This is a genomic window from Bradyrhizobium barranii subsp. apii, from assembly GCF_011516635.5.
In the GTDB taxonomy this organism is placed as follows: Bacteria; Pseudomonadota; Alphaproteobacteria; order Rhizobiales; family Xanthobacteraceae; genus Bradyrhizobium; species Bradyrhizobium barranii.
This window is the reverse complement of record NZ_CP096255.1, coordinates 7,005,557-7,032,132: the sequence shown is the minus strand read 5'-3', so window position 1 is coordinate 7,032,132 and position 26,576 is coordinate 7,005,557. Positions and strand designations below refer to the sequence as shown.

Genomic DNA, 26,576 nt, shown 5'->3' with positions numbered 1-26,576 from the left:
TGCGCGTGATGGCGCCGGTCGATGATCCCGATCGCATGCCCGACGTGCAGCGCGCGGTGCTGGCGGAAATCGAGCGCGCGGTTGGCCGGCCGTTGCTCCCGGCAAGCTCTCGCGCTCGGAATTCTATCGCGCGGCGGCGGCGGGGTTTGGCGTCGTGCAGGTCGGCGACAGCAGGGGCTATGGATGCTTCCTGATCCGGAAGGGCGTGATCAGCTAGGGCGATGCATCAGCCCTGCTGGCCAGCCGATCCTGACGAGAAGACCGTCGGGTCCGTTGATGCCCGCCTCATACATCCCCCATTCGCGGTGACGCAGCACGCCACCGGGGCGGATGATCAGACCGTCCACGCGCGCGGCGATGGCCTCGACGTGGGGCGTGCGAATGAAGACGCCGAAGGGATTGTGCTCGGGCACGCGCCACGGGCCATTGCCGGCTCGTGTGAGATGCACCTCGCAGCCCCAACCGGTCATGATCACGTAGTCGGCATCACCGCCCGCGCGCGCAAAGCCGAGGCGTTCCCAGAACGGAATCGCAGCGGCAAGGTCGTTGCTGGGAACGATGGCGAATGCGCCGACGGGCGGGGTTTCAGACATCCGCTCACTCCGGAATATGCAAATTTCACGCGCGGCCCTCATGCTGCGCTATGCGAGCTTATCGGGAGAAGCCAATGAGTCGAAGCGGCGAAAAGTCTCGCACCCGAATTTGAATGGCCTTCGGGCAAGCGACTGTCTATGGTCGATCCATGTCGCGCCTTATGTGTCTATCCATTGCTGTCGTCCTGTCGCTGTTGCCCGCCATCGCGTCTGCTGCGTCATCTCAAAAACGTCCCAAGCAGGCTTGGCATGGTTACGGCTTCCTGCCGGGCTATCGCCAGCCGCTGAGCAACAGCATTCCGCTCTACAAGCAGAAGGAGGCGATGCGGCGCATGTCGCGCAGCGACCGCCGCCATTGGTACATCGACCCGGTGCCCCAATATTACGGCTGGGATGGCGAATGGCGCTATTTCGGCCGGCCCGGCTTCGGCGGCGGCCGCTACAATGGCGGCAGTTTTGGGCCGTGCTGGACGCGGACCCCGATCGGCGCAGTCTGGAACTGCGGCTGATCGGCCTCGCATCGCCTCGCGGAACGCTTCGCGCGATAGATTTCAATCGTAACCGAATCCGGTTCGGCTGAAACCGGGCTGTCTTTCCGGTGTCCTAGCTCTTGTCCGGACCTCGCGGTTTCGGATGGAGTTATTGGCATGAATGATCGGTTCAGGGATAAAGTCGTCATCGTTACGGGCGCCGGCAGCGGCATCGGCGCCGCAGCCGCAAGGCGCTTTCACGCCGAAGGCGCCATTGTCGTGCTCAACGGGCGCCGGGAGGTCAAGCTGGCTGAAGTCGCTGCCGAACTCGGCACCGATCGCTGCATGATCCGATCCGCCGACGTTTCGATCGCCGCAGATGTCGAGCGCCTGGTCGCCGACGTGGTCCTTCAATTCGGCAGGATCGACATCCTCGTCAACAATGCCGGGACGGGTGCACTGATCGATTTCCTGGGCTCGCCGGTCCAGCTGTGGCGAGATCTCTTCGCGGTCAATGTCGACGGCGTCCTCTACATGACGCGCGCCGCGCTTCCGCACCTGATCGAAAGCGGCGGCTCGATCGTCAACGTGTCGTCTCTCAGCGGGCTTGGCGGCGATCGGGGTTTGAGCTTCTACAACGCCACGAAGGGTGCCGTCAGCAATCTCACACGCAGCCTGGCGCTCGACTTTGGCCCGAGAGGCGTGCGCATCAATGCGGTGTGCCCATCATTGACCCTCACCGACCTGACGACGCCGATCATGGAGCAATATCCGGAATTGTTCGCGAAGCTGGTGGAACGTATCCCCCTGGGGCGCGGAGCCCGGTCCGAGGAAGTCGCGAGCGTCATCGCATTTCTCGCAAGCGACGACGCCAGCTTCGTGAATGGGGTGAATCTGCCGGTCGACGGCGGCGTCGACGCATCGACCGGGCAGGCCCCCTTCGCGTAGCGCGGCTAGGTTTGCGAGAGCACCCGTGCAACAGCCTGCGTCCCGGCTCTGCGCCGCAACTGCCTACGCGTTGCAGCTTGTCCGGGACACGAGAGAGGGTGCGGTGATTCACCTTGTTCCGTCATTGCGAGCGCAGCGAAGCAATCCAGAATCTCTCCGCGGAAAGACTCTGGATTGCTTTGCTGCGCTCGCAATGACGATGTGGAGAGCGCGCGCCCCTTACGAGAAGAACGCGATCTTCTCGGCCTGGGTCATGCGGCGGATTGGCGCCATGGGGTCGTTGGCCGCCGCGCGGGGCTTTTGCAGGATGCCGCTGGCGAGGATGGTGGCGCCGAGCGAGGGCTCGGGCAAGGAGGCGGACAAGGGCGAGGGCATCGGAAGCGTCGCGGTCGGGGCTGCGCCGAATGTCGCGGCGGCCGCCATGGCCGGGGCCGGCTGCTCCATCACTTCGGCGGCGGCCTCCGCAATGGCGTCGGTGAGGCGCGCGAGCGAGTCCATCGCGATCGGCGCGTCTTCGGCGGGCTCTTCCGCGACTGCGGTGGCGGCCGGCTCGGCTGCGACCGGCTCCGGAAGCTCTGCCGCAATCGGGGCTGCGACCTCCGCGGCCATCGGCTCCGGAATGGCCGCTTCCAGCTCGACCGGTTCGGTGATCTCGTCGAACTCCGGATCGGGCGCGGCCATTTCCAGCGCGATGGCATCGAGTATGGCTTCGTCCTCGGCTTCCGCGGCGGCGTCGAGCGAGACCCCGTCAGTCACCTCGGTGAAGGCGGCGGCCTCTGCGACCTCCTCTTCGGGGCCGACGTGATGGCCGGCAATGAGCTCCGGCTCGGTGGTGACGTCGATTGCCTCCTCGCCAACGGCGCGTGCTTCGGCGGCGCTGGCATCGACCGCTGCTTCGGGCGCGGGAGTCGCCGCGATGTCCTGCGGCGCATCCGTAAAAGCCACGGGTGCCTCGGTTGCCGTTGCGGCCTCTACGACGGGCGCTTCCTGCACCGGCGCAGGGGCGGGATGCACCGCCGCTTGCGGCGCTGTGTCGCCGTCGCCATCAAGCTGCTCGACCCGATCCCTGAGCAGATCGAATGCAGCCTTGAGCTCGACGCGGGGGTCGATGGTCGATAGCTGTCCGCAAGCCGCCTCGATGGAGGCGAGCTGCGAATCAATGAGATCGCAGATTCGCCCGTCGGCGCCGATCTCGCGCCAGCGCCAGGAGATCTCCTTGATGATGCGCACGCCGCGCGGAATCGGCGCGAGGCTGGCCTCGATCGCCGCGGGATCGAAGGCGGCGATCGCGATGGTCTCGGCTTCGCGGATGGCGCGGCGGATCTCGACCAGCGCCTCGGGCAGGCGATCCTCGACGACCGGTAGTCGCTGTGCCGCAAGGGTTTCTTCGATTTTCGCGACCGCATCGAGCACCATGCGGGTATCCGCATTGCGGTTGCGCTTGGCATACTCGCCGAGGAACCAGCGGCCGCGCGCGGTCTCCATGAAGGCTTCGCGGATCGCGTCGTAATCCTGCTCGTTCGGCTCGGCCGCACGGGCAGACATAGGCGAGAGGGCGAATGCTTCGTTGGCCATGACAATCTCGTCGCGCAAATCACTACGCGTTACTGTAACGATCACCACGATATCGACCGAATCGCAATTGGTTTGATGGCAGGCGAATCACAAATCCCCACGCAAGCCGCCGTGAAGCGGCGATTCGCCGTGAGTCTTGCGCTGTTCTATTCGGCGGTCTTCGCGGTGTCCGGCACGCATCTGCCGTTCTTTCCGGTCTGGCTGAAGGCGATCGGCATCGACGCAAGCTGGATCGGCCTCATCAACGCGCTGCCGGCGATCACGCGCTTCACCACGCTGCCGCAGATCACCGCCCTTGCCGAAAGGCGACATGCCATTCGCGCCGGCATGATGGTGTCGGTGCTGGCAACCGCGATCGGGTTCACGGCGGTCGGCTTGCAGCAGCAGCCGCTGGCGCTGTTCCTGATCTATGCGCTGACCTGCATGATGTGGACGCCGACGACCCCGCTGACCGATGCGTATGCGTTGCGCGGCGTCGCCCGCTACGGGCTCGATTACGGACCGTTGCGGCTGTGGGGCTCGGCGGCCTTCGCCGCGGGCTCGCTCGCCTGCGGCTTTCTCGTCGACCACATCGCTGCGCGCGATCTGATCTGGATCATCGTCGCGTGGGCCGTCGTTGCGGTCGCCGCCAGCCTGCTGCTGCAGCCGCTCGACGATGTCAGGCGAAGGACGACGGAGACGCATGCCGGCAAGGCCTTGCTGCGCGATGGCGGCTTCTGGGCCGTCATCGCCTCGGCCGCGCTGATCCAGGGCAGCCACGTCGCCTATTACACGTTCTCGGCCATCAACTGGCAGCTCCACGGCTTCGGCGGGCTGACGATCGCGGGCCTCTGGACGCTGGGCGTGATCGCCGAGATCGTCGTCTTTGCACTGTCGCCGCGGTTTTCGCTGCATCCGTCCACGCTGATCGCAATCGGCGGCGTGAGCGCCGTGGTGCGCTGGATCGTCACTGCGCAGGAGCCGCCGCTCGCACTGCTCGTGATCGTGCAGCTCGGCCACGGCCTCACCTTCGGCATGACCATCGTCGGCACCATGAACCTGCTGGTGCAGCGCGTGCCATCGCATCAGATCGCGCGGGGGCAGGGCTATTATGCCGCGTGCAACGGGTTGCTGGGCGCAGCGACATCGATCGCGTCAGGTGCGATCTACGCCCGCATCGGCGACAGCTTGTACTACGTCATGGCCGCGATGGCCGCGGCCGGCGCGCTCGTGATCTGGTCGGCGCGGCATCGACTCAAGGCTCATCCCCAGAGCGAGGAGGCGGGCGGATAGACCAGACTGTCGTCGTAGCGCAGCCCGTGGTCGCGGTCGCGCGCGAGCAGCAGCGGGCCGTCGAGATCGACGAAGCGCGCCTGCGGCGTCACCAGCATTGCGGGGGCCATCGACAGCGAGGTCGCGACCATGCAGCCGATCATGATCTCGAAGCCGAGCGCCTGCGCCGCGTCGGCCATCGCCAGCGCCTCGGTGAGGCCGCCGGTCTTGTCGAGCTTGATGTTCACGGCGTCGTAGCGCTCGCGGAGCGGCGCGAGCGAAGGGCGGTCATGCACGCTCTCGTCGGCGCAGACCGCGAGTGGCCGCCTGATCCGCGCCAGCGCGCCATCCTTCCCGGCCGGCAGCGGCTGCTCGACCAGGGTGACGCCGACGGCGTCGCAGGCGGCGAGATTCTGCTCCAGATTGGCCTCGGTCCAGGCCTCGTTGGCATCCACGATCAACTCGGACTCGGGGGCGGCCTTGCGAACCGCCGCGATCCGCTCCACATCGCGGTCGCCGCCGAGCTTGATCTTGAGCAAAGGCCGATGCGCGGCCTTGGCCGTCGCCGCCGCCATAGCCTCGGGGGTCCCTAACGAGATCGTGTAGGCCGTGGTGCGCTCGCCCGGCACCGGGCGGTCCAGCAGGTTCCAGGCCCGCAGGCCGGTCGCCTTGGCCTCGAGGTCGATCAGGGCGCAATCCAGCGCGTTGCGGGCCGCTCCCGGCGGCATGGCGGCCTGCAGCGCCTCCCGCGAGAGGCCGCCCGCGACGGCCGCCTGCATGGCCTGGATGGCGGCTAGGGTTGCCTCGGGCGTCTCGCCATAGCGGGGATAAGGCACGCATTCGCCGCGGCCGGTGAGGCCGTTGCGGCTCACTTCGGCCACAACGGTCACGGCCTCGGTCTTGGCGCCCCGGCTGATGGTAAAACTGCCGGCGATGGGAAATCGCTCGATTCGCGCGGCGAGGGCCGGAACTTTGCTGGAAGTCATTTTGAACTCTGGCGAAATCTGAACCTGCTAGTTACCTCTAGCAACTAACATTAACCAGTTGGGGATACCTTCTCTGGGTAAGGGCGTGTGCACAACCATCTGATTCTACCCGTTTCTCGCGCCCCGGCCCGGGAGCGGACACCTTGAGCGGCGATCCGAAGCTGGAACGGATTGCCAAGGGCAATGCGCTGGCACTCTGCGCCACCGGAACCTGGACCGCGAGCTTCGCGCCGGTCCTGGAGCGGATGGTGGCTGACGCCGAGAAGCTCGCCGGCGGTTCACAAAACATATTCATCGACGTCTCCGAGGTCGCCAAGCTCGACACCTTTGGCGCCTGGCTGATCGAACGGCTGCGCCGCAGCCTGACCCAAGGGGCCGTCGAGGCGCAGATCGCGGGGCTCTCCGCCAATTATTCGAGCCTCGTGGACGAGGTGCGGCGGGTCAGGGCGACGCCGGTCGTCGACAGCAGCGCGGTCACCATCACCGGCATGCTGGAGCAGATCGGCCGGGCCGTGGCCGGGGTCGCTGGCACGGTTGCGGGCCTCGTCGACATGCTCGGCGCGGTGCTCGCGGCGGGGTTTCGCGTCTTGATCCACCCGCGCTCGTTCCGCCTGACCTCGACCGTGCACCACATGGAGCAGGTCTGCTGGCGCGCGGTGCCGATCATCGTGCTGATCACGTTCCTGATCGGCTGCATCATCGCCCAGCAGGGCATTTTTCATTTCCGCAGGTTCGGCGCCGACATCTTCGTCGTCGACATGCTCGGCGTGCTGGTGCTGCGCGAGATCGGCGTCCTCCTGGTCGCGATCATGGTCGCGGGTCGCTCGGGCAGCGCCTACACGGCCGAGCTCGGCTCGATGAAGATGCGCGAGGAGATCGACGCGCTGCGCACGATGGGTTTCGACCCGATCGAGGTCCTGGTGCTGCCGCGCATGCTGGCGCTGGTGCTGGCGCTGCCGATCCTAGCCTTCCTCGGCGCCATGGCCGCGCTTTATGGCGGCGGCCTCGTCGCCTGGCTCTATGGCGGCGTCGATCCCGAAGCCTTCCTGCTGCGCCTGCGCGACGCCATCTCGATCGACCATTTCATCGTCGGCATCGTCAAAGCACCGGTGATGGCGGCCGTGATCGGCATCGTCGCCTGCGTCGAGGGGCTCGCCGTGCAGGGCAGCGCGGAATCGCTCGGACAGCACACCACGGCATCCGTGGTGAAGGGCATCTTCTTCGTCATCGTCATGGACGGCGTGTTCGCCATCTTCTTCGCCTCGATCGGGATGTGACGATGGCGCAAGAAACTCAAAACGCGATTCAAGATCCGATCATCCGCGTTCGCGACATCACCGTGCAGTTCGGCGCGACGCGCGTGCTCGATGGCCTCAACCTCGACGTCAAGCGCGGCGAAATCCTCGGCTTCGTCGGCCCATCCGGTGCCGGCAAGTCGGTGCTGACGCGCACCATCATCGGCCTCGTGCCGAAGGTCGCGGGCTCCATCGAGGTGTTCGGCGTCGACCTCGATTCCTCCAGCACCTCGCAGCGCCGCAGTGTCGAGCGACGCTGGGGCGTGCTGTTTCAGCAGGGCGCGTTGTTCTCCTCGTTGACCGTGCGGCAGAACATCCAGTTTCCGATGCGCGAATATCTCCGGGTCTCGCAGCGGCTGATGGACGAGATCACCCTGGCCAAGCTCACCATGGTCGGGCTCAAGCCGGAAGTCGCGGATCGCTTTCCCTCGGAACTGTCGGGCGGCATGATCAAGCGCGTGGCGCTGGCGCGCGCGCTGTCGCTCGATCCCGATCTCGTGTTCCTCGACGAGCCGACCTCGGGCCTCGATCCGATCGGCGCCGGCGATTTCGACGAGCTGGTCAGGACGCTGCAGCGTACTTTGGGCCTGACCGTTTTCATGGTAACGCACGACCTCGACAGCCTTTACACAGCCTGCGACCGCATCGCCGTTTTAGGGAACGGTAAGATCATTGCGGCAGGGTCGATCGCCGACATGCAGGCCTCGCAGCATCCCTGGCTGAGACAATATTTCCACGGCAAGCGCGCCCGTGCGGTGATGGGCTGAGGTGCCGGAGTAGCTGATGGAAACGCGGGCCAATTACGTACTGATCGGATCGTTCACGCTGGCGGTGATCGCCGCGGCGATCGGCTTCGTGCTGTGGTTCCAGTCACTGCACACCACCAAGCAGCGCAGCCCCCTGCGCGTCGTGTTCGAGGGCCCGGCGGCGGGCCTGCGCAACGGCGGCAGTGTCAATTTCAACGGTATCCGGGTAGGTGAGGTGGTCTCGGTGAAGCTCGACAACCCGCGGCGGGTTGTCGCACTCGCCATGGTCGAGAACAACACCCCGCTCCGCAAGGACACCCTGGTCGGCCTCGAATTCCAGGGCCTGACCGGCGTCGCCGCGATCTCGCTCAAGGGCGGCGAGGAGGCGGCGCCTCCGCCGCCGCTCGATGAGGACGGCATCCCGTCGCTGACGGCCGATCCCAACAAGCTCCAGGACGTCACCGAGGCGATCCGCGGCACGCTCCAGAACATCAACAAGATCGTCGCGGACAACCAGGAGTCGGTGAAGAACTCGCTGAAGAACCTCGAGACCTTCACCAACTCGCTCGCGCGCAACTCCGAGAAGATCGACGGCGTGATGGCCAAGGTCGACGGCGTCATGCACAAGGCCGACAGCCTGATGTTCGGCCTTAACACGCTCGCCGGCGGCAAGGACGGCGGCGAGCTGTTCCAGGCGGTGAAGTCGATCCGCGAGCTGGCCGAGGATTTCGACAAGCGCTCCGGCGCATTGATGACCGACGGCCGCCGCACCCTCGGCGACATCAGCCGCGCCGTGAACAATTTCGATCGCAACCCGACCCGCGTGCTGTTCGGCGCCAGCAACAGCGCCCCGGCCGCCGCGCCGCCGCCGGCCGAACCGCCGAGGCCGGCGCCCGCCGCGAGCGGCAGGCGGCAGTAGGCGTTTAGTACACGGACCTCACCTCGTCATTGCGAGCGTAGCGAAGCAATCCAGATCGTCTCCGCGGAAGCAGTCTGGATCGCTTCGTCGCAAGGACTCCTCGCAATGACGGGCTCAAATAAAAACGGAGGCCGTGAGGCCTCCGTTCTCATTCGCTATTCGTTGTCGCTAGGGGCTGATCACCCGAGCCGACCCGCCGCGTGTGCGAGCAGCGTGTAGACCAGGCCCGTCTCCGAGGTCAGGTGGCTGCGCAGCTCCTGCGGACCACGGCCGTCGCGGGCGACTTCGTCGAGCAGACGCTCGAACTCGGCGACGTAGCGGTCGACCGTACCCTTGAAGTTGCGGTCGGCGCGATACTTGCGGGCGACCTCGTCAAAGGCCTTCTGGCCGGCGGGCGTGTAGAGGCGCTTGGTGAAGGCCTTGTTCTCGCCACGCTGGTAGCGGTCCCACATCTCGGCGGCGAGGTTGCGGTCCATCAGGCGGCCGATGTCGAGCGACAGCGACTCCAGCGGATTGCTGCCACCCTGCGGAGCCTGCGGCTGCGGCGCGGGTGTCGCGCGGCCACGCGGGGCCTCACGTCCGGTCGGAGCGCCCTGGTTGGCGTCCGTGCGGTTCAGGAGGTCCGACAGCCAGCCGTCGCGGCCCTGGTCGTTGCCCGCGGGCGCGACCGGCGGCGCTTCGGTGCGGCGCGAGGAGGCGGGCATGCCGAGGTCCGGCGGCGGCAGCGTCGAGGCGCTGCCGGTGTCGCGGCCGCGGGTCTCGGTGTTGCGCGTGCCGACGGCTGCCAGCAACGGCTCTTCCTGGCGCTGCGCGCTGGCGCGGCCGGTCGTGGAGACGTCGAGGCCACGGCCATGCTGGGCCACGATGCGGTTGAGCTCGGCGAGGGCCTCGATCTGGTCGACGATCACCTTGCGCATCTGCGCAGTGCTCTCGGCGGCCTCCTGCGGCATCTCGAGCACGCCGCGGCGCAGCTCGTTGCGGGTGGCTTCGAGCTCGTTGTGCATCTCGAACGCCATCTGCTTCATGCTGGAGACGAGGTTGGTGAACTTCTCGGTCGACTGCTTGAACATCGTATCCGCCTCGTCCGTGGTCTGGCGGTAGATGTCGTGCATGGCCTCGACGGTCTGGCGGTGCTCCTCCTCGGACGCCACGCGCACCGCCTCGAACTGGCGGGTGATCGCGGCGGAGCCTGCGCCGGCGGTCTCCGCGACGACGCGGGCGATGTCGCGGGCACGCTCTTCGGCGGCGGCCAGCGATTCATCGAGCAGGCCGGTGAAGCGCGACAGACGCTGGTCGAGATCGGCCGTGCGCAGGTCGATGGTCGTGACGAGCGATTCCAGTGCCTGCTTGCGTTCGGCGAGGGAAGCGGTGGTGTTCTTGTTGCTCACCTCGACGACCTGCGCGGCTTCGACCAGGGCCTTGCCGTGCGCGTCGAACTGGGTCGACAGCTCGCCGAGGTCCTGCAGCGCCCGCGTGGTCTTCGTGTTGAAGACGTTGAGCTGGTCTTCCAGGTTCTGCGTCGCAGCGCCGTTGCGCGAGGTGACATCGTTCATCGCCGAGACGAAGTCGGCGACGCGTGTCACCAGCGCCCGCTCGAGCGAGTTGAGGTTGTCGTGCGCACCGGTCAGCACCTCCTGGAGCAGGATGTTGCCTTCGCGCAGACGCTCGAACAGGGCCACCGTGTCGGTACGCAGGATCTTGCTGGTCTCCTGCATCTCGGTGACGGCCGCGATCGAGACCTGGCGCGACTGGTCGATCGCCGAGCGGGAGGCCTGCTCGAGGTCCTTGAGTGACTTGCCGACCGCGCCGGTGGCCATCTCGCTCGCCGCGTTGATGGTGCGGGCGACTTCGGAGCCGTTGCCCATCATCGTCTGCGAGAACGCATGGCCGCGCGTCTCGATCGACTTCAGCGCATCCGAGGTGACGCGGTCGATGTCGAGCGTGAGCTGGCTGGTCTTCGAGCCGATCGCGTCGACCAGCGCGCCGCGCTTGGCGTCGATCATGTTCGACAGACGGTCGGCCTGCTGCTGCACGTAGGTGACGATCTCGTCGGTCTTGCCGGTCATGGCCTGGCCGAAGCTGCTGCTGGCGGCGAGCACCGAACGCTCGACGTCGGACGAACTCGACTTGACGCGCGAGCTTGCCTCGTTGGAGGCGTTGATCAGCGCGTTCTGGGCGTTGAGCGCGCTGGTCTGGATGTCGTTGGTGGCGTTGGTCGTGGCCGTGCTCAATACGCGCTCGATCTCGGTCGAGATCGTGCGGATCTGGCTTGCGGCATCCGCCGACGTCGACGTCAGCGAGGTCTGCGCCTCACGCGCGCTGTTGAGGATGGTCGAGGCGGTGTCGGCGCCGACTGAGGTCAGCGTGCGCTCGATGTCCGTGGTCAGCGACTTGATCTGGCTTGCCGCATCCGTCGAGGCGGTGATCAGCGTGCCCTGGGCCTCGCGCACGCCGCTGGTGAGCGCCTCGATGGTGGCGCCGCCGGCGGTCGCCAGCGCGCGCTGCATCTCGGCCGCCAACGAACGGACCTGGCTGGTCTGTTCGGCCGAGACGGAGAGCAGGGTGCTCTGGGCGTCGCGGGCGCTGGTCGTGATCGTCTCGGCGGTCGACTGGCCGACCTGCGAGAGCGACCGATGCACTTCGACCGCGAGCGACTTGACCTGGGTCGCCGCATCCGAGGACGCGTTGACGAGCGTGGTCTGGGCTTCACGGGCGCCGGTCATGATGGTCTCTGCCGTCGAGGTGCCGGCCATCGAGAGCGAGCGCTGCACGTCCGAGGATAGCGCCTTGATCTGGTTGGCGGTCTCGGTCGAGGCCGCGATCAGCGCGCTCTGCGCATCGCGGGCGCCGGCGGTGATCGATTCCGCCGTGGTGGCGCCGGCCAGCGACAGCGAACGCTGCACGTCGGCGGTGAGGGTCTTGACGTGGTTAGCCGCGTCCGAAGACGCCGTGACGAGCGTGGTCTGCACCTCGCGGGCGCCGGCCAGGATCGAGGCCGCGGTGGCAGAACCGGCCGCCGACAGCGTGCGTTCGACGTCGACCGCGAGCCCCTTGATCTGGTTGGAGGCATCGCCCGAGGCAGCGACCAGGGTCGACTGAGCCTCGCGGGCGCTGCTCAGGATCGAGTTCGCAGCACCGGTGCCGACCGCGGTCAGCGCGCGCTCGACCTCGGTGGAGGTCATCTTGAGCTGGGCGTTGACGTCGGAGGAGACCGTCATCAGCGACTGCTGCGCGGTGCGCGCACCGGTCTGGATCGTTTCGCTGGTGTTGACGACGAGGTTGGTGAGCGAGCGCTCGGCGTCCTCGACATGCGAGCGGATCGCGGTCGAGATCATCTCGGCGCGGGACATCATGTCCTCGCTGGCCTGACGGCCGCTGCTCTCGATGCGGCCGGCGACGGCTTCGACACGCGAGCCGAGCAGGTCCTCGAACTGCGCCACGCGCACGTCGATGTCGTTGGCGACCGAGCCGACCTTGGTCTCGATGGCCTGGTGGATGTCCTGGAAGCGCGCCGTGACCGTGTCGGTCAGGTGCGTGCTGCGGCCGTCGATCATCTCGGCGACGCCGGTGATGCGGCGGTCGACCGCCTCGATCGCCTGCGCGGTGCCGTCGGTGAGCGTCGAGGTCAGGAGGGTGAGGCGCGTGTCGATCGACTGCACGGCCTGCGAGGCGCCGTTCGTCACCGCGGTCGTCAGGTAGGTGAGGCGCGTGTCGATGGATTCGAGCGCCTGCGAGGCGCCGCCCGAGAGCGTCGTCGTGAGGTGCGTCAGCCGCGTATCGATCGACTGGATGGTCTGCGATGCGCCATCGGTGAGCGAGGTCGCGAGATAGTTGAGGCGGGTATCGATCGTCTCGATGGCCTGCGATGCGCCGTCAGTGAGCGACGTCGTGAGGTGAGTGAGGCGGGAGTCGATCGACTGGATCGCCTGCGCGGCGCCGTCGGTCAGCGACGAGGCGAGGGTGTTGAGGCGTCCGTCGATGGTTTCGGTCACCGACTTGGCGCGGGTGTCGAACGACTGTTCGAGCGCGGCGACGCGGCCGACGAGCTGGTCGTCGAAGGTCTTGATGTGGCCTTCGATCGTGCCGTCGAGGCTGACGATCTTGTCGTTCAGCGAGGCGTCGAGGTTGGTGACACGTTCGCCGACCGTGGTCTCGAACTGCACCAGGCGCTGGTCGAGCACGGCCGTGATCGCCCCGCCGTTCGAGGTGAAGCGGGTATCGAAATTGTCGACATAGGTCTTCAGGCTCTCGGCGATGTCCTGGGTGCGCTGGCCCATGCGATCGACGATATCACCGCCGAACGTCTTCACGGTGCGGTCGAACTCGGAGATGTGGCGGGTGATCAGCGCGCCGAGCGTGCCGGAGTCGCGGGCGAACCTCTCGACCAGCTCGGTGCCCTGGTTCTTCACCAGCTCGTCGAACGCGCTCATCTGCAGCGACAGCGAGTCGTGCGCGGTCTCGGTCTGGCTGACGACCTTGGCGACGAGCGTGTTGACGGTGGCGTCGAGCGCCTCGCTCGCCTTGTCGCCGGAGGTCATGATGTGGCCGGCGAGCCGGTTGCCGGCATCGTCGATCTTGGCGGAGAGGTCGTTGGAGCGCAGCTCGAGCTCGAGCAGCAGCGAGTCCGACGAATTCTTCAGGCTGTCGTGCACCTGCTCGGTGCGCTCGGAGATGCCGTCGACGACCGCGGCAGAGCGCTGCTCGAACTCGCCGGTGATGCGGTCGATACGCTCGTTCAGCATCTCGTGGACGCGGTCGGCGAGGTCGACGAACTCGTCGTGGACGTGGCCGGTCTTGAAGTTGAGGCTGGTGGTCAGCCGCTCGCTGGCGTCGAGCACGGCGCGCGTGGTCTCGTTGCTGGCCTCCTCGAGGCGGTCGAGCAGGTCGCCGCCGCGCTCGCCGAGCGCGAGGATCATGTTGTCGCCGGCGTTGCTCAGTGCGCCCGTGATGTGGGCGCCGCGCTCTTCCAGCGCGCCGGTGATGCTCTTGGCGACCTCGTCGACGCGCGAGGCGATCGCGTCCGAGATCAGCGCGATGTCGTGGCGCAGATCGATCTGCACGCCGGAGATGGCGCTGCGGACCTGCTCGGCCTGGCCGACCAGATTGTCGCGCTGGTGCGCGATGTCCTGGAGCAGCGAGCGGATGCGCACTTCGTTGTCGGAATAGGCGCGCTCGAGCGCCGCAACCTCGTTGGCGACCAGCGTCTCGAGCTCGCCGGCGCGCGCGATGGCGCGCTCGATGCCGTCGCCCATCGCCGCGACCTCGCGGCGGATGGCCTGGCCGACGGTGACCATGGAATCGGACGCCGAGCCCTCGGGCTCGGAGAAGCGGATCGCGACCTGCGCCATCGCCTGCGCGATCATGCGCATTTCCTGGCCGCGCCAGACGAGGCTCGCCAGGAAGTAGAACAGCATGATCGGCGCGAAGAACATCGCGATCAGGCCGGCGATGACGAGCACGCCGCCGCTCTGGCCCATGGCGGCCTGGATCGAGGGCAGGAAGCCGACGGTGAGCGCGGCGCAGGCTGCGAGCCAGACGCCGGCGAAGATGGTGGCGAAGGTGTAGACGCTGCGGGCAGGGCGGCCCTTCTGAAGCGCCTGGAGCAACTGGCCGATGGTCTCGCGGTCGTCGTTGGCGGCGCGGCGCGAGGTGCGCGGCTCCTCGATCGTATCGAACACGGTGGCGCGCTCGTTGGCGGCAGGACGCGGCTCGAAGGTCGGCTCGTCGAAGATCGGGGGAGCCGGCGGCCCCACCGGAGACGACGTTTCGTTGCGCATCGAGGCGTTGCGGCTGGTGTCCGCGGCCGTGTCGCTGATGTTCAGGGCTTCCTGGATCGCAGAAAGCGCAACTTCTGTCGGGTCTTTGACCTTTTTCGGAGTGTTCGCCATGTTCAGTCCGAGCCCTCGTTACTTGTACGCGTCCCCCCGCGAGCCCAGCGCGCTACGCAAGCCCACAGACCGGATCATGCCGCTTACGCGGATTCCCAGCCGTCCCCACCCGGACGGCTTGTCCGCCAATTTCCGCAACATCCTATTGGCAGAGCGTCGCGAATGAAATGCCCGGGATTAAGACAATCTTAATCATCGTTAACAGGATAGCGCCGTAACGCCTTAGCAATAAATGGAATTCTCCACCGGACTCGCCGGATTGCGGCAACTTTTCGGCAATAAACGGGCGGATTTGCGTAAAACGGCCCAAACACTTCGTTAACCATTTCCATGCTTCGGTGGGGGGAACTTGACCGCCGGATCGGCGGACATCGCGCGATGCCGGGGCCTGCGCCATGACGCCTGAACTGCAACGGATGGACTGGATGCCTTCGCCCCCGCTTGCACCCATCGACAGCCCGCTCGACCTCGATCACCTCTCGCGCATGACGCTCGGGGACACTGAGCTGGAACAGGAAGTGCTCGCGATGTTCGCCGAGCAGGCGGTCCGCCTGATCGCGGCGATGGCAGCACTGCCGGCCGAGGCCGGCGCACTCGCCCACAAGCTCAAGGGCTCCGCGCGCGGAATCGGCGCCTTTGCGGTGGCGGATGCGGCGGCCAGCCTCGAGACCGCGGTCCGGACCGGCCATGGCCAGACCCACGCCTTGGCCGCGTTGAAAGAGGCGGTGACCGAGGCTCGCGCCGCCATCGAGGCGATCCTGAAGCCCTAGGGCGACAAGGCGAGAAACCGCGCTCTAGTCTTTTGTTTTGACGCGTTTTCTTCCCGCGAAGCGGGATTCACGTCGCATCAAAACCCTATGGCGCCGGGCGGATCGACCCGTTATAGGACAGCCCGGACCCTCCTTCATTTGCAACATCGCGGCAGCACGAGCACACATGGCCAAGATTAACTTTGTCGACCACAAGGGCGAAACCCGTACGGTGGAAGTCGAGAACGGCGCGACCGTGATGGAAGCCGCCATCCGCAACAGCATTCCCGGCATCGAGGCCGAATGCGGCGGCGCCTGTGCCTGCGCAACCTGTCACGTCTATGTCGACGAAGCCTGGCGCGAGAAGGTCGGCAGCCCGACGCCGATGGAAGAGGACATGCTCGACTTCGGTTTCGACGTGCGCCCGAACTCGCGGCTGTCCTGCCAGATCAAGGTCTCCGACGAACTCGACGGGCTCGTCGTGGCGACGCCGGAACGGCAGGCCTGATCGTCCCTCAATATCCTAGATGCTCGGCGGCGCGACCTCGATACCGCGCTTGTGCCAGGGTCTGAGCTTCTCGATGATCTCAGCGGTGAGCGGTGCGGGCCGCCGCGTGGCCTCGTTGAGCATGACGCCGACCGACATCGCCGACGCGATGCACTTTCCTTCCGAAAACACCACCTGTTCGAAGGTCACCGACGTCCGTCCCAGCTTGACCACGCCGAGGCCGAGCTCGATCTTGTTCGGCCAGTGCAGCTCGGCGCGGAAATGGATGTCGAGCCGCACCATGATCCAGGCAAGGCCCGGCGGCGTCAGCCCGTATTCCGGGCTCTTCATCAGCGTGACACGGCCGGTCTCGAAATAAGTGGCGTAGACCGCGTTGTTGACGTGCTGGTTCGGATCGAGATCGCCGAAGCGGACATTGTCGCCGAGACGATAGGGATAGTCCTCCAGGCGCGGCGTCGTATCGAGGCGGCTTGGTGCGTTCACCGATTGATCTCCGTCATATAGCATCCCGTTACAGCCCAGTTATCCTGACCCGGCAAGTGGGCGCGGCTGCGGGGTGCGCCCGCTTTTATGCCTTCCCTGATCCATCCCCGTTGGCTAGACAGGCAGGGTCACTTCTGCCCCCGGGCGGCGTCCAACCGATAACGATCGATAAAGAGACGACATGAGCGACGTGATCAAAACCGATGTGCTGATTATTGGCGCCGGCCCCTGTGGTCTGTTCGCCGCCTTCGAGCTTGGCCTTCTCGACATGAAGGCGCATTTCATCGACATCCTCGACAAGGTCGGCGGCCAGTGCGCCGAGCTCTATCCGGAAAAGCCGATCTACGACATTCCCGGCATTCCGCACGTTTCGGGGCAGGGCCTCACCGACGCGCTGATGGAGCAGATCAAGCCGTTCCATCCGACCTTCCATCTCGGCGAGATGGTGGAGACGGTGGAGAAGATCGGCGATCCCTTGTTTCGCTGCACCACCGACGCGGGCAAGGTGTTCGAATGCAAGGTGGTGGTGATCGCGGCCGGCGGCGGCTCGTTCCAGCCCAAGCGCCCGCCGGTGCCGGGCATCGAGGCCTATGAAGGCACCTCGGTGCACTACGCCGTGCGCAAGATGGAGACGTTCCGCGACAAGAGCGTTCTGATCGTCGGCGGCGGCGATTCTGCGCTCGACTGGACGCTCAATCTGCATCCGCTCGCCAAGCGCATCACGCTGCTGCACCGGCGCGACGATTTTCGCGCCGCGCCCCACAGCGTCGAGCAGATGCGCGCGCTGGTGGCCGACGGAAAGATGGATCTGCGGCTCGGACAGGTCACCGCGCTGTCCGGTACCGAAGGCAAGCTGACCGGCGCCACCGTCAAGGGCAACGACAACAGCGTGAGCGAAGTTTCCTGCGATACCATGCTGCCGTTCTTCGGGCTGACCATGAAGCTCGGTCCGGTCGCGAACTGGGGCATCGCGCTGGAGAACAATCTGGTGCCGGTCGAGACGTCCGCGTTCGAGACCAACGTATCCGGCATCTTCGCCATCGGCGACATCAACACCTATCCTGGCAAGATCAAGCTGATCCTGTGCGGCTTCCACGAGGGCGCGCTGATGTCGCAAAAAGCCCATCGCTACGTCTATCCGGAGAAGCGGCTCGTGTTCCAGTACACGACCTCGTCCTCCAGTCTGCAAAAGAAGCTCGGTGTCAACTGACGGCACCGGGTTCGGTAGGCAATGCCCCATGTTTCTGGTGCTGGAACCGTTCGCGAAATCGCCGTAGTCTGCGGCCATTGCAGTGGCGGCTTAGAGTCTGTCCGGAAAGATTACCTTGGATTGCATAGCTTTCGCAGCATGAGTCGGATGGAGGCCAGCTTGAGAAAGGCGAGCGCCCTGTGATTGAAGCATTCCCAATCTTTGGACAGTCTTCGGCATCGCCCGAGCCAGGCAAAGGTACGCTCGACGATCCAGCGTTTGGGCAAGACGACGAAACGGTGAGCCTGATCGGAGCGTTTGACGATTTCGAGGTTCACGCGCTTCAGAGCGCTACGCAGCCCCTTCTGGAAATGTGGCCCTTGATATCCGCCGTCGGCGTAGAGCTTCAGAAGAAAGGGATAGAGGCCGAACAACGTTGCCATCAGGAGCACGCCGCCGTCGCGATCCTGGATGTCCGCCGCATGCACGATGGCGTGCATCAAGAGGCCTTGCGTGTCGACGAGAATGTGCCGCTTCTTGCCCTTGATCTTCTTGCCCGCGTCGTAGCCATGGAGATCATGAGGCCCCCTTTTTCAGCGCTTTTCACGCTCTGGCTATCGATGATGGCGGCGGTGGGAGAAGCCTCGCGCTCGGCCCTTTCGCGACATTCGACATAGAGGGCGTGATGAATTTTATCGAGCGTGCCGTTCCAGCTCCACAGATCGAAGTAGCCATACAGCGTCGAGCGCGGCGGCAGGTCCTTGGGGATCGCGCGCCACTGGCAACCTGTGCTCAGGATGTACATCAGCCCGTTGACAATCTCGCGCAGGTCCACCGTACGCTTGTTGCCGCCGCGCTTGGCCGGCGGGATGCGAGGCGCGATCAGCGCCCACTCCTCGTCGGTCAAGTCGCTCGGATAGCGCAGGCGGCTGCGGTCGTAGCGTGCACGGTTCTCGGTAGTCCACATTGGCGGCGCGTCCCCATCGAATCAGGCCGCTCACCTTGAATCACAACCGATTCATTCGACTCAACATGTTTTGGAACAGACACTTAGCAAGGTGATCATAATGCGGACTCTCTTTTCCAGCTTTCGGCTGCTCTCGCTCCTCGCGCTCGCTCTTGCGCTGACGCTTGGCGCGGTTGGGCCGGTAGCCGCACAGGCGCAGCAGCCAACCGCCGCGGGTCTTTGGCAGAAGATCGAGGACGGCAAGACGGTGGGATGGTTTCTCTTCGTCGACCACAACGGCATCTTCGAAGGCGTGATCGCGAAAACCTTTCCGCGTCCCGGCGACGACCCGAACGAGGTCTGTGCGAAATGCACGGATGATCGCAAGAACGCGCCGGTGCTCGGGCTCTCCTTCATCCGCGACATGAAGCGCGACGGCCTGAAGTATGACGGCGGCAACGTGGTCAATCCGCGCGACGGCAACATCTGGAAGGCCAAGATGTCGGTCAGCGCGGACGGGCAGACGCTGACCATGCGCGGCTTCCTCGGCATTTCCCTGTTCGGCAAGGACGAGACCTGGACGCGTCTTCCCGACGCCTACATCGCCCAGGTCGATCCTGCCATCGTCGCCAAATATCTTCCGGCACAGGCGACCGCCGCGACGACGAAGCCTGCGCCTGCGCCCGCAGCGAAGAAGGGCGGCGCGATGATGGCGCCCGCGCCGAAGCAGTAGGTCGCCGTCGGCGTTGTTGCCGTCACGGCTGTTGCCTCACACGCCACTGTCATTCCCCGCGAAGGCGGGGAATCCAGTACGCCGCGGCTTCTCCGTATTCTCGCGCTGCCTCTGGAATACTGGATCGCCCGATCAAGTCGGGCGATGACAGCTGAGTGTTTGGTGGTGCGCTCGCAATGACAGGGAGAGGCCGTCAATACGTCCGTGCCTTCTTGCAGGGCGCGTAGAACGTGCCGTTGCCGGCGACGACCCGCTCGAGGCATTGCCGGGGATCGGTGATCTCGCCGTCGACCTGGAAATAATAGGCCTGCGATCCCAGGCTCAGGACGTAATGTCCCGGCGCAAGCTCGAGCCCTGAATCGCCGGTGTGAAGCTCGTACATCTCCGGCTTTCCCGGGATCGGCGACACCCGGAACGGATAGGCGAAGTTTCGGATCACCCCGACATCTTCGCCGCCGCCCAGATTTTTGCCTGCAGCATCGGTCGAAAACTCCCTGGCGATCTTCGCGACGACCCGAACCTCGACGCGCTCCGGGATCACGTTCGCGGCGTCCCGCCGAAACACGATGAATCTGACGCGGCCGTTCGGCAGATGCGGGCGATCGGGCTTCTACAACAAGGCTTGAGAACGCCCACGGGACCGTATGCCGTGAGGTTCTGTACCGGCATCACCCTTGGGCAGGCCGCGAGGTTTTCGTCCATGGTGTGATCGACAAGGCGGACGGCGTTGTTTTCCGCTGCACGCTGGATGGATCGGAGACGCGGCGTTTTCTGGAGATCCCATCCTGGATGTTCGACCGCGCGGCATGTGCTCGCGGTGGCAGCCTAACGGCAGAGCCCTTTGTCAGCCTGGAAGCGCTCAACGCGTTGTCGTCGCTTGTCGATTCAGCGGTCAAGAGCGCGACATCATCATTGAATGAACCGCTTTCCGGTGCATGCGGAGTCTCTCACGATGAGAATCGGGGAGAGGCTCATGGCAAGCAGGACGGCGATATCGGCGAACCCGGTTCGGCGCAACCGGCGGTTCGGCGTGCATCAGATGGACCTGTTCACGGGTGGCATAGCGCACGGCGCCGTCGGGGTACCGGAATGGCGGGAGCTGCCGAAGGAGGCGCAGGATGCGCTGGTGAACTTGATGACGCAGCTGGTGCTGGACCATGCACGGGTAAGCGCAACGCTCGCGAAGAGGGAAGACGGTCATGATCAGTGACAAGGTCCGCCCTCACCATCTCGAACGCAAGGCGATCCTCTATGTGCGCCAGTCCTCCGCCCATCAGGTTCTGCACAATCGTGAGAGCAGCGCGTTGCAATACGCGATGCGCGACCGATTGACGGCGCTGGGGTGGTCCAAGATCGAGGTGATCGACGATGATCTTGGGCGTTCCGCTGCCGGCGGCGTCCAGCGCGCGGGCTTCGAGCGGATGGTGGCCGAGGTCTGCCTCGGCAAGGTCGGCGCAGTCTGTGCGCGGGAGGTCTCGCGCTTTGCCCGCAATAGCCGGGATTGGCAACAGCTGATCGAGATGTGTCGCGTCGTCGACACGGTGCTGGTTGACCAGGAAGCTGTCTATGCTCCGCGGCATGGCAACGACCGACTGCTTCTCGGGCTGAAGGGGAGCCTCAACGAGTATGAGCTGGACCTTTTGCGACAACGCTCGCTCTCGGCACGCTACGAGAAGGCCAGCCGTGGCGAACTGATTGCGGCCACGCCAGTCGGCTTTGTGAAGGTTGGTGATCGCTACGAGAAGGATCCGGACCGGCGTGTGCAGGACGCCATTACGCTCGTCTTCGACAAGATCGAGGAACTCGGGACCGCGCGGCAGGCGCTGCTGTGGTTCCATGAGCACGGCCTCGACCTACCAGTGAAGCAGCCGAACGGCGACACAGCCTGGCGGCGGCCCAGCTACGCGACTCTCCACAGGATGGTCGAGAACCCGGTCTACGGCGGAGCCTACGCCTATGGTAGAACAGCCGTAGCGACGGGGTACGGCGTCCATGGCGCAGGCGCGAAGATCCGGCGGAAGGCGCGCGCCGAGTGGCTCGTCCTCAAGCCGGACGCCCACGAAGGCTATGTGAACTGGGAGAGGTTCGAAGCGATCCGTACAATGGTCTCCAGTAACGTGCCCACGAGCCGGCATCATGGCGCGCCCAAGCATGGCGAGGCGCTGCTCGCTGGGCTCATCCGCTGCCGGCGTTGTGGCCGCAAGCTGACGCTGCGCTACAGCGGTATGAAGCATCACATCCCCCGTTACAGCTGCTCGCGCGGCTGGATGGACAACGGCGAACCGCGCTGCATCGCGTTCGGTGGCTTGCGCGTCGATGATGCGATCGAAGGGGCACTGCTCGGCGTTGTCGGACCCGGCGCCGTTGCGGCGGCTACGGCCGCCGCAGCCCAAGCCACACATCAGAGGGATCAAGTTCGCGAAGCGCTCGGCCGTGATCTCGAAGCGGCCCGTTACGCCGCCGATCGTGCCTTCCGGCAATATGACACGGCGGATCCGGCAAATCGCCTGGTTGCCGCGGAGCTTGAGACGCGCTGGAATCGCTCGCTTGCCCGTGTCGTCGAGGTAGAGAGCAAGATTGCCGCGCATGATGCGACGACCGCACCGACAGCGATCGATCCAACGATGCTCAGCGTGCTGGCCTCAGACCTCAAGTCAATCTGGTCAGGGCCGACCATCGATGCGCGGCTGAAGAAGCGCATCGTCCGTACGCTGATCCACGAGGTCGTTGCCGATATCGATGACGAAGCGTCCGAGATCGTTCTTGTCGTGCATTGGGCGGGCGGCGCTCACAGCGAGATGCGGCTGCCGAAGCGTCGACGGGGGCAGCGTAACAGCACCTCCGGTGACATCATCGCAGCCATCCGGCAACTGGTGCTGATCGCCAGCGACGACCTGATTGCGGGCCTGCTCAACCGCAACGGCCTCAAGACGGGCAACGGCAACCGTTGGACCCGTGAGCGCGTCACAACCACGCGATCTTATCATCGGATACCCGTCTTTCGGCGGGCCGAGGATAGCGTCGAGCCATGGCTCAATCTCTCCGACGCCGCCAGGCTTATCAAGGTCGCATCCAAGACGCTGCGCTTGGCCGCAGAAGCTGGTCAGATCGACGCGGTCCACCCTCTGCCGGATGGGCCATGGATCTTTGCGCGCGCGGCCTTGACCACGGATGCCGCCACATCCATCACCGAACGAGCGCGGCAGAACCCAAGATACCCCGCAGGATCGCATCCCGATCAACAAAGTCTCTTCTCTTCAACAACATAGACAAATGGGTGTTCTGATGCGCGGTTGTAGAACTCCGGTGAAATCGCGATGCGCATGTCTGGCGCCATCACGCCGGTCGCATTCAACTCCGCCAGCGATTTGTCGTCGATCAATGCGTAGATGCCGTAGTCGGTTGGCAATACGCGCGTCGGGGGAGGCGGTGCGGGGGCGACCATCTCCGGCTTGGCGACCGTGATCGTCGCCTCCGGCTTGGGCGATACCTGCGCGATCTCCTGGGCCTGGGACGAAATCTGCCTGCGCAGCGCGGCGATGTTGTCTCGCTGCGAGACGATCAGGATGACTGCGCCAACGGCAAGCAGGATGGCCGCCGTACGCTTGATCACCGGTAGAAGCGGGCCCGAGATCGCAGGCAGCTTGCTGCGGGATATCTCGATCCTCGATCGCAAGACGGTCGCGTCGCCGGACACCAGGAGACCGCCTGTCTCGGTCGCCTTTGACGACGTGAGCTGTTGTGACGGCAAGCGCTCCAGCGGCGCCTGGTCGCGCGAGAATTTTTCGACCTCCTCGATTGCGACCTCGAGCGCCCGCTTCATCTGGTCGATGTTCCGGGCGTCGGCGTAGGTGAACTGCTCCTGGAGCTTGTAGCGGGCAAGGTCGTAGACCATCTGCCGCCTGGCTTCCGCGTCGTCCTTCACCGTCTCGAGCATGCGCGAAATCACGAGCGCAAACTGCACTTCGCTTGCGGGCAAGTCGGTCGGATCCTGCTGGCCAGGAAGCAACTCTCTCGAACTCATAGCGCTGACGGTCCAATGCCAGTCACGCCAACACCTGATTTCTCTAATTGAAACAGTTGATTAAACGATGCGGCGCGCGTCCGCGGCCGTTTCGTACACGTCCTCGCGGAACAAGGAAAGCCTCCAAAACAGCTGCGGCAAATTGCCGGCGCGTTGGACATGCAGGACGTGCGCGCCGGCCGGGGCAACACCGTGCGGCCGTAGTTCTCCGGAATGCACGCTGGCGCCGGATTTGCATAGCTGTCGCAAAGCCGCTGGGGAGCGAGTCGCCGTCTCCACGCCCGCCGCCACCGTGCGGAAGGCGGACGGCGGTGTCTGTCCCTCCCGGCGCTGATTGCGATCCGCGGAGATGACATGCGACTTGCTAGACTATGCGCGGCGGCGCTGCTGGGGCCGATGGCGCTGCTTGCGACCTCGGCGCTGGCGCGCGACGACGGCCGCTATGCCAACTCGCCGCTAAAACCCTGGTTCGAGAGCCTGCACAGCAAATACGGGCAATGCTGCTCGGATGCCGACGGCTACGTCATAGCCGACGTCGACTGGGAATCCGATAGCGGCCACTACCGCGTACGCATCGACGACGAATGGGTCGTCGTGCCCGACGGCGCGGTGATCACCGAGCCGAACAAGATCGGTCGAACCATGGTGTGGAAGCACTATGTCGACGGCCATCCCCGCGTGCGCTGCTTCATGCCCGGCAGCATGACTTAGCGGTCATTCCTAAAGCGCGATGAGATTGGGATGAATCGTCATCGCGCTTTAGATTATTGTTTGAGCATGATCTGTGCGGAAAACCGCTACACACTTTTCCGGATCATGCTCTAGAATTTGTACGTCACGCTGCCGAGCACCGTGCGGCCGATACCGAGAAAGCAGTCGCCGCCGATCCGGCAGGTGGTGAGGTGACGCTTGTCAAAGAGGTTGCTGGCATTGACCTGAAGTCGCCAGGGGCCGTTGTCATAGCGGACCATGGCGTCGAACAAAGTGTAGTCCGGCGTGCGGATGGTGTCGGTGCCGTCCCAGGATTGGCCGATGTAACGCACGCCGCCGCCAACGGTGATGCCCGGCAGGCCAAACCAGGCGAGGCGGTATTTCGCCCATAGCGAGGCCTGGTGATCCGGTACGGTCTCGACATGCTTGCCGGCATTGTCGCCGCTCTCCACGCGGGCATCGATATAGGTGTAGGCGGCGATCAGGTCGAGATCCGGGGTCAGGCTCGTGAGCACCTCGAGCTCGGCGCCCCGGATACGGACCTTGCCGGTCTGGATCGAGAGCAGGGGATTGTCAGGGTCGCTCGCCAGCCGGTTCTTCTCGGTGATGTCGAAGATCGCGCCGTTGATCGCATTGCGCGGTGTCGGATTGTACTTGAAGCCGAGCTCGACCATTTCGCCACGCTGAGGCGCGCACACGGTGGCGCAGATACCAGCGCCAAAGATCGGGTTGAACGACTGCGCGTAGGTGACGTAGGGCGTGACGCCGAACGGCAGTTCGTACATCAGCGCGGCACGGCCGGTTGTCGCCTGATAGTTCTCGACCGGAGATCCCTGCGTGTCACTCGTGACGTAGTCGTGGCGCAGGCCGAGGACCGCGAGCCACGGTCCGAGCCGCAACTGGTCCTGAGCGTAGAGGCCGAACTGGCTCTGACGGAGGTTCGGTTCGGGTGACATCGCCGGGGCGGTCACGCCGTTGTAGACCGGCGTGTAGAGATCGAAAGGTGTCGGGTCAGTAGCGAAGCCGGATTGCGCGCGCTCCCTGGCCTCGCGGTAGTCGGCCCCGAGCAACACCTTGTGTGCGACCGCCCCGGTCTGCAATTTCAGCTCGGCATTGCTGTCCGAGGTCAGGCTATCCTTGATCGTCTCGCGGTTCCATACGCTGCGTGCCACGGTGCGCCTGCTGGAATCGAGAAACGGATAGTTCGGATCGCTCGGATCGACAAAATTCAGATCCGGCCACATCGACCGATAGATACCTTCGACGTGGGCGTAACGCAGGTTCTGCCGGATCTTCAGGCCATCGCTGAAACTGTGCTCGAACAGGCTGCTGATCGCGCCGGTCTCGGTCTGGTATTTGTCAAAGCCAGGCTCGCGGGCAAAACGCTGCACCGGAATGAAGCCGTTGGGGCCAGGATAGAGCGTGCCCTCATGCGGCAGAAACGCCGTGGAGGAGCCCGTAGTGTCCTTCTGATAGGTGCCGAGCACGGTCCAACTGGTGTTGTTGGTCGGCCGCCAGGTCAGCGACGGTGCGAGCACGATGCGGTCGTCCTTGACGTAGTCGGTCTGCATGTTGCTGTCGCGGAACACGCCGATGAAGCGATAGAGCCACTCGCCGTCCTTGGTCAGCTTGCCCGTTGAGTCGAGCTGCACCTGCTTGCGGTTGAAGCTACCGTATTGGACGCCGATCTCATTGGCGGATTCGGCCTGCGGGCGCTTCGAGACCAGGTTCAACAGGCCTGCGGTCGAAGTGTCGCCGTAAAGCACCGAGGAGGGACCGCGCAGCACCTCGATGCGCTCCAGCGTATATGGCTCCGGCCGCCACTCGTTGAAGTTCCAGGTGTTCACCACACGGGTGCCGTCGAGATAGATGTTCGGGTCCTGGCCGCGGATGCGCGGATAGTCGCCGCGCGAGTCAGCGCCGTAGGCGTCCGCGAACACGCCCGGAACGTAGCGCAGCGCATCCTGCACAGTGGTCGCGCCCTGGTCGATGATGCGGTCGGCGGTGACCACGGTGATCGACTGCGGCGTCTCGCGCAGTGGGGTGTCGGTCTTCGTGCCGGTGCCGCTGCGGGTCGCGACATAGCCGCGGACGGGGCCTGTCGCGGTCTCCGCGCCCGTGCTCGCGCCGGCCGCCTGTGTATCGGCGTTCGATGGTGCGCGCTCGGCCTGACGACGGCGGCTCGCGGCTAGCGCTGCCTGCCGGGAGGGAGACGGACGTGTGCGCGCTGCCGGCCGCGACGATTGCTCGACCACGACGGCGGGCAATTCCTGCGACGATGATTGCGCCTCAGCCGGCGCCGCATCCATCAGGCTTGCCAACAGCGGCAGCGCGCCGCCGATCAATCCTGCCGTCGTTCTGAGATATGTAGTCATTCGCGACCCCATCATTTGCGGGGCGGACGACTAACAAGCGCAGTCGATGGCTTGAAGTGCGGGAGGGGCGCAATGGTCCCTCAATCATCAGATTTGGAATTAGTATTTATATAAGTAGAGCGCGCGCCGCTTGATGGCGGCGCCCGGATGGCCTCATGTGAGGATGGAGAATCGTGTGTCGTCGCGG

At 65.1% G+C, this 26,576-nt stretch carries 21 protein-coding genes and 2 pseudogenes; 14 read left to right on the top strand and 9 right to left on the bottom strand.

Translation table 11 applies throughout. The annotated features are described in order from the left end of the window. Positions 1-151 precede the first annotated feature (151 nt). Positions 152-217: pseudogene (locus tag HAP41_RS50790) on the top strand (fucose-binding protein); the annotation flags it as partial. Here HAP41_RS50790 and HAP41_RS33820 read toward each other — a convergent pair. Next, complete coding sequence (locus HAP41_RS33820; RefSeq protein ID WP_166090111.1) at positions 210-593, bottom strand: VOC family protein; 384 nt, start codon at positions 591-593, stop codon at positions 210-212. The pseudogene HAP41_RS50790 and the gene HAP41_RS33820 overlap by 8 nt on opposite strands. Before the next feature lie 149 nt (positions 594-742). Between HAP41_RS33820 and HAP41_RS33815 the strand changes: the two genes are divergently transcribed. Together HAP41_RS33815 and budC are read left to right on the top strand one after the other, a co-directional pair. After that, entirely contained in the window at positions 743-1,102 is a 360-nt protein-coding gene (locus HAP41_RS33815; RefSeq protein WP_071912117.1) for a hypothetical protein, read from the top strand. 138 nt (positions 1,103-1,240) lie between these two features. Then, positions 1,241-2,011 (top strand): meso-2,3-butanediol dehydrogenase, encoded by a 771-nt coding sequence (gene budC, locus HAP41_RS33810; RefSeq protein WP_166090125.1) that lies wholly within the window; start codon positions 1,241-1,243, stop codon positions 2,009-2,011. Positions 2,012-2,230: 219 nt separating this feature from the next. On the opposite strand, the gene HAP41_RS33805 is transcribed toward budC, so the two are convergent. Beyond that, on the bottom strand, positions 2,231-3,586 hold the full coding sequence (locus tag HAP41_RS33805) for a hypothetical protein (protein ID WP_166090138.1): 1,356 nt from the start codon (positions 3,584-3,586) through the stop codon (positions 2,231-2,233). 75 nt (positions 3,587-3,661) lie between these two features. Here HAP41_RS33805 and HAP41_RS33800 point away from each other — a divergent pair, with 75 nt between their 5' ends. Further along, positions 3,662-4,858, top strand: coding sequence for an MFS transporter (locus HAP41_RS33800; protein ID WP_166090151.1), 1,197 nt, complete (start codon positions 3,662-3,664; stop codon positions 4,856-4,858). Here HAP41_RS33800 and dgcA read toward each other — a convergent pair. Continuing rightward, positions 4,828-5,823, bottom strand: a complete 996-nt coding sequence (dgcA, locus tag HAP41_RS33795) for an N-acetyl-D-Glu racemase DgcA (protein ID WP_166090155.1) — start codon at positions 5,821-5,823, stop codon at positions 4,828-4,830. The genes HAP41_RS33800 and dgcA overlap by 31 nt on opposite strands. Positions 5,824-5,966: 143 nt before the next feature. Between dgcA and HAP41_RS33790 the strand changes: the two genes are divergently transcribed. Genes HAP41_RS33790 through HAP41_RS33780 form a run of 3 tightly spaced genes read left to right on the top strand, consistent with a single transcriptional unit; the run spans position 5,967 to position 8,783 of the window. Then, positions 5,967-7,100 carry an MlaE family ABC transporter permease gene (locus HAP41_RS33790; RefSeq protein ID WP_166090162.1) on the top strand — a complete coding sequence of 378 codons (1,134 nt, stop codon included), beginning with the start codon at positions 5,967-5,969 and terminating at the stop codon, positions 7,098-7,100. Positions 7,101-7,102: 2 nt separating this feature from the next. Then, a complete protein-coding gene (locus HAP41_RS33785) occupies positions 7,103-7,885 on the top strand; it encodes an ABC transporter ATP-binding protein (RefSeq protein ID WP_063982229.1) in 783 nt (260 codons plus the stop codon). Between the two features lie 16 nt (positions 7,886-7,901). Continuing rightward, positions 7,902-8,783: an MlaD family protein gene (locus HAP41_RS33780; protein ID WP_166090184.1), complete on the top strand. Its 882-nt coding sequence runs from the start codon at positions 7,902-7,904 to the stop codon at positions 8,781-8,783. 179 nt (positions 8,784-8,962) lie between these two features. Here HAP41_RS33780 and HAP41_RS33775 read toward each other — a convergent pair whose 3' ends face one another. Then, positions 8,963-14,671 carry an apolipoprotein A-IV repeat region-like domain-containing protein gene (locus HAP41_RS33775; protein ID WP_166090187.1) on the bottom strand — a complete coding sequence of 1,903 codons (5,709 nt, stop codon included), beginning with the start codon at positions 14,669-14,671 and terminating at the stop codon, positions 8,963-8,965. 395 nt (positions 14,672-15,066) lie between these two features. Between HAP41_RS33775 and HAP41_RS33770 the strand changes: the two genes are divergently transcribed. Both HAP41_RS33770 and HAP41_RS33765 read left to right on the top strand, forming a co-directional pair. Next, complete coding sequence (locus tag HAP41_RS33770) at positions 15,067-15,441, top strand: Hpt domain-containing protein (RefSeq protein ID WP_175618038.1); 375 nt, start codon at positions 15,067-15,069, stop codon at positions 15,439-15,441. Positions 15,442-15,607: 166 nt separating this feature from the next. Then, the gene (locus HAP41_RS33765) at positions 15,608-15,928 is read left to right on the top strand and encodes a 2Fe-2S iron-sulfur cluster-binding protein (protein WP_014493954.1); all 321 of its coding nucleotides are present in this window, start codon (positions 15,608-15,610) and stop codon (positions 15,926-15,928) included. A gap of 15 nt (positions 15,929-15,943) precedes the next feature. Here HAP41_RS33765 and HAP41_RS33760 read toward each other — a convergent pair whose 3' ends face one another. After that, on the bottom strand, positions 15,944-16,411 hold the full coding sequence (locus HAP41_RS33760; RefSeq protein ID WP_166090200.1) for an acyl-CoA thioesterase: 468 nt from the start codon (positions 16,409-16,411) through the stop codon (positions 15,944-15,946). Between the two features lie 181 nt (positions 16,412-16,592). Between HAP41_RS33760 and HAP41_RS33755 the strand changes: the two genes are divergently transcribed. After that, entirely contained in the window at positions 16,593-17,621 is a 1,029-nt protein-coding gene (locus HAP41_RS33755) for an NAD(P)/FAD-dependent oxidoreductase (RefSeq protein WP_166090213.1), read from the top strand. Positions 17,622-17,731: 110 nt separating this feature from the next. Here the strand turns inward: HAP41_RS33755 and HAP41_RS33750 are convergent. Next, positions 17,732-18,567, bottom strand: a pseudogene (locus HAP41_RS33750) (IS5 family transposase). Between the two features lie 100 nt (positions 18,568-18,667). On the opposite strand from HAP41_RS33750, the gene HAP41_RS33745 reads away from it, so the two are divergent. Then, positions 18,668-19,279 (top strand): DUF2147 domain-containing protein, encoded by a 612-nt coding sequence (locus HAP41_RS33745; protein WP_166090222.1) that lies wholly within the window; start codon positions 18,668-18,670, stop codon positions 19,277-19,279. 193 nt (positions 19,280-19,472) lie between these two features. On the opposite strand, the gene HAP41_RS33740 is transcribed toward HAP41_RS33745, so the two are convergent. After that, a complete protein-coding gene (locus tag HAP41_RS33740) occupies positions 19,473-19,844 on the bottom strand; it encodes a hypothetical protein (RefSeq protein ID WP_224580671.1) in 372 nt (123 codons plus the stop codon). Positions 19,845-20,252: 408 nt separating this feature from the next. Between HAP41_RS33740 and HAP41_RS33735 the strand changes: the two genes are divergently transcribed. Continuing rightward, a complete protein-coding gene (locus tag HAP41_RS33735; RefSeq protein ID WP_156504748.1) occupies positions 20,253-20,489 on the top strand; it encodes a hypothetical protein in 237 nt (78 codons plus the stop codon). Further along, the gene (locus HAP41_RS33730; RefSeq protein ID WP_166090234.1) at positions 20,479-22,548 is read left to right on the top strand and encodes a recombinase family protein; all 2,070 of its coding nucleotides are present in this window, start codon (positions 20,479-20,481) and stop codon (positions 22,546-22,548) included. The genes HAP41_RS33735 and HAP41_RS33730 overlap by 11 nt, the downstream gene beginning before the upstream one ends. On the opposite strand, the gene HAP41_RS33725 is transcribed toward HAP41_RS33730, so the two are convergent. Then, complete coding sequence (locus tag HAP41_RS33725) at positions 22,518-23,258, bottom strand: hypothetical protein (RefSeq protein WP_224580672.1); 741 nt, start codon at positions 23,256-23,258, stop codon at positions 22,518-22,520. The two genes, HAP41_RS33730 and HAP41_RS33725, sit on opposite strands and share 31 nt — an antisense overlap. A 399-nt stretch (positions 23,259-23,657) precedes the next feature. On the opposite strand from HAP41_RS33725, the gene HAP41_RS33720 reads away from it, so the two are divergent. Next, the gene (locus tag HAP41_RS33720; protein WP_175618040.1) at positions 23,658-24,014 is read left to right on the top strand and encodes a hypothetical protein; all 357 of its coding nucleotides are present in this window, start codon (positions 23,658-23,660) and stop codon (positions 24,012-24,014) included. A gap of 110 nt (positions 24,015-24,124) precedes the next feature. Here the strand turns inward: HAP41_RS33720 and HAP41_RS33715 are convergent, their stop codons facing one another. Continuing rightward, positions 24,125-26,389 carry a TonB-dependent siderophore receptor gene (locus tag HAP41_RS33715; RefSeq protein ID WP_166090238.1) on the bottom strand — a complete coding sequence of 755 codons (2,265 nt, stop codon included), beginning with the start codon at positions 26,387-26,389 and terminating at the stop codon, positions 24,125-24,127. Positions 26,390-26,576: the final 187 nt, after the last annotated feature.

Bases quoted from the DNA above. Each gene is read 5' to 3' on its own strand.
- HAP41_RS33820 (WP_166090111.1), bottom strand. From the start codon at position 593: ATGTCTGAAACCCCGCCCGTCGGCGCATTCGCCATCGTTCCCAGCAAC.
- HAP41_RS33815 (WP_071912117.1), top strand. From the start codon at position 743: ATGTCGCGCCTTATGTGTCTATCCATTGCTGTCGTCCTGTCGCTGTTG.
- budC (WP_166090125.1), top strand. From the start codon at position 1,241: ATGAATGATCGGTTCAGGGATAAAGTCGTCATCGTTACGGGCGCCGGC.
- HAP41_RS33805 (WP_166090138.1), bottom strand. From the start codon at position 3,586: ATGGCCAACGAAGCATTCGCCCTCTCGCCTATGTCTGCCCGTGCGGCC.
- HAP41_RS33800 (WP_166090151.1), top strand. From the start codon at position 3,662: ATGGCAGGCGAATCACAAATCCCCACGCAAGCCGCCGTGAAGCGGCGA.
- dgcA (WP_166090155.1), bottom strand. From the start codon at position 5,823: ATGACTTCCAGCAAAGTTCCGGCCCTCGCCGCGCGAATCGAGCGATTT.
- HAP41_RS33785 (WP_063982229.1), top strand. From the start codon at position 7,103: ATGGCGCAAGAAACTCAAAACGCGATTCAAGATCCGATCATCCGCGTT.
- HAP41_RS33780 (WP_166090184.1), top strand. From the start codon at position 7,902: ATGGAAACGCGGGCCAATTACGTACTGATCGGATCGTTCACGCTGGCG.
- HAP41_RS33775 (WP_166090187.1), bottom strand. From the start codon at position 14,671: ATGGCGAACACTCCGAAAAAGGTCAAAGACCCGACAGAAGTTGCGCTT.
- HAP41_RS33770 (WP_175618038.1), top strand. From the start codon at position 15,067: ATGACGCCTGAACTGCAACGGATGGACTGGATGCCTTCGCCCCCGCTT.
- HAP41_RS33765 (WP_014493954.1), top strand. From the start codon at position 15,608: ATGGCCAAGATTAACTTTGTCGACCACAAGGGCGAAACCCGTACGGTG.
- HAP41_RS33755 (WP_166090213.1), top strand. From the start codon at position 16,593: ATGAGCGACGTGATCAAAACCGATGTGCTGATTATTGGCGCCGGCCCC.
- HAP41_RS33745 (WP_166090222.1), top strand. From the start codon at position 18,668: ATGCGGACTCTCTTTTCCAGCTTTCGGCTGCTCTCGCTCCTCGCGCTC.
- HAP41_RS33735 (WP_156504748.1), top strand. From the start codon at position 20,253: ATGGCAAGCAGGACGGCGATATCGGCGAACCCGGTTCGGCGCAACCGG.
- HAP41_RS33730 (WP_166090234.1), top strand. From the start codon at position 20,479: ATGATCAGTGACAAGGTCCGCCCTCACCATCTCGAACGCAAGGCGATC.
- HAP41_RS33720 (WP_175618040.1), top strand. From the start codon at position 23,658: ATGCGACTTGCTAGACTATGCGCGGCGGCGCTGCTGGGGCCGATGGCG.
- HAP41_RS33715 (WP_166090238.1), bottom strand. From the start codon at position 26,389: ATGACTACATATCTCAGAACGACGGCAGGATTGATCGGCGGCGCGCTG.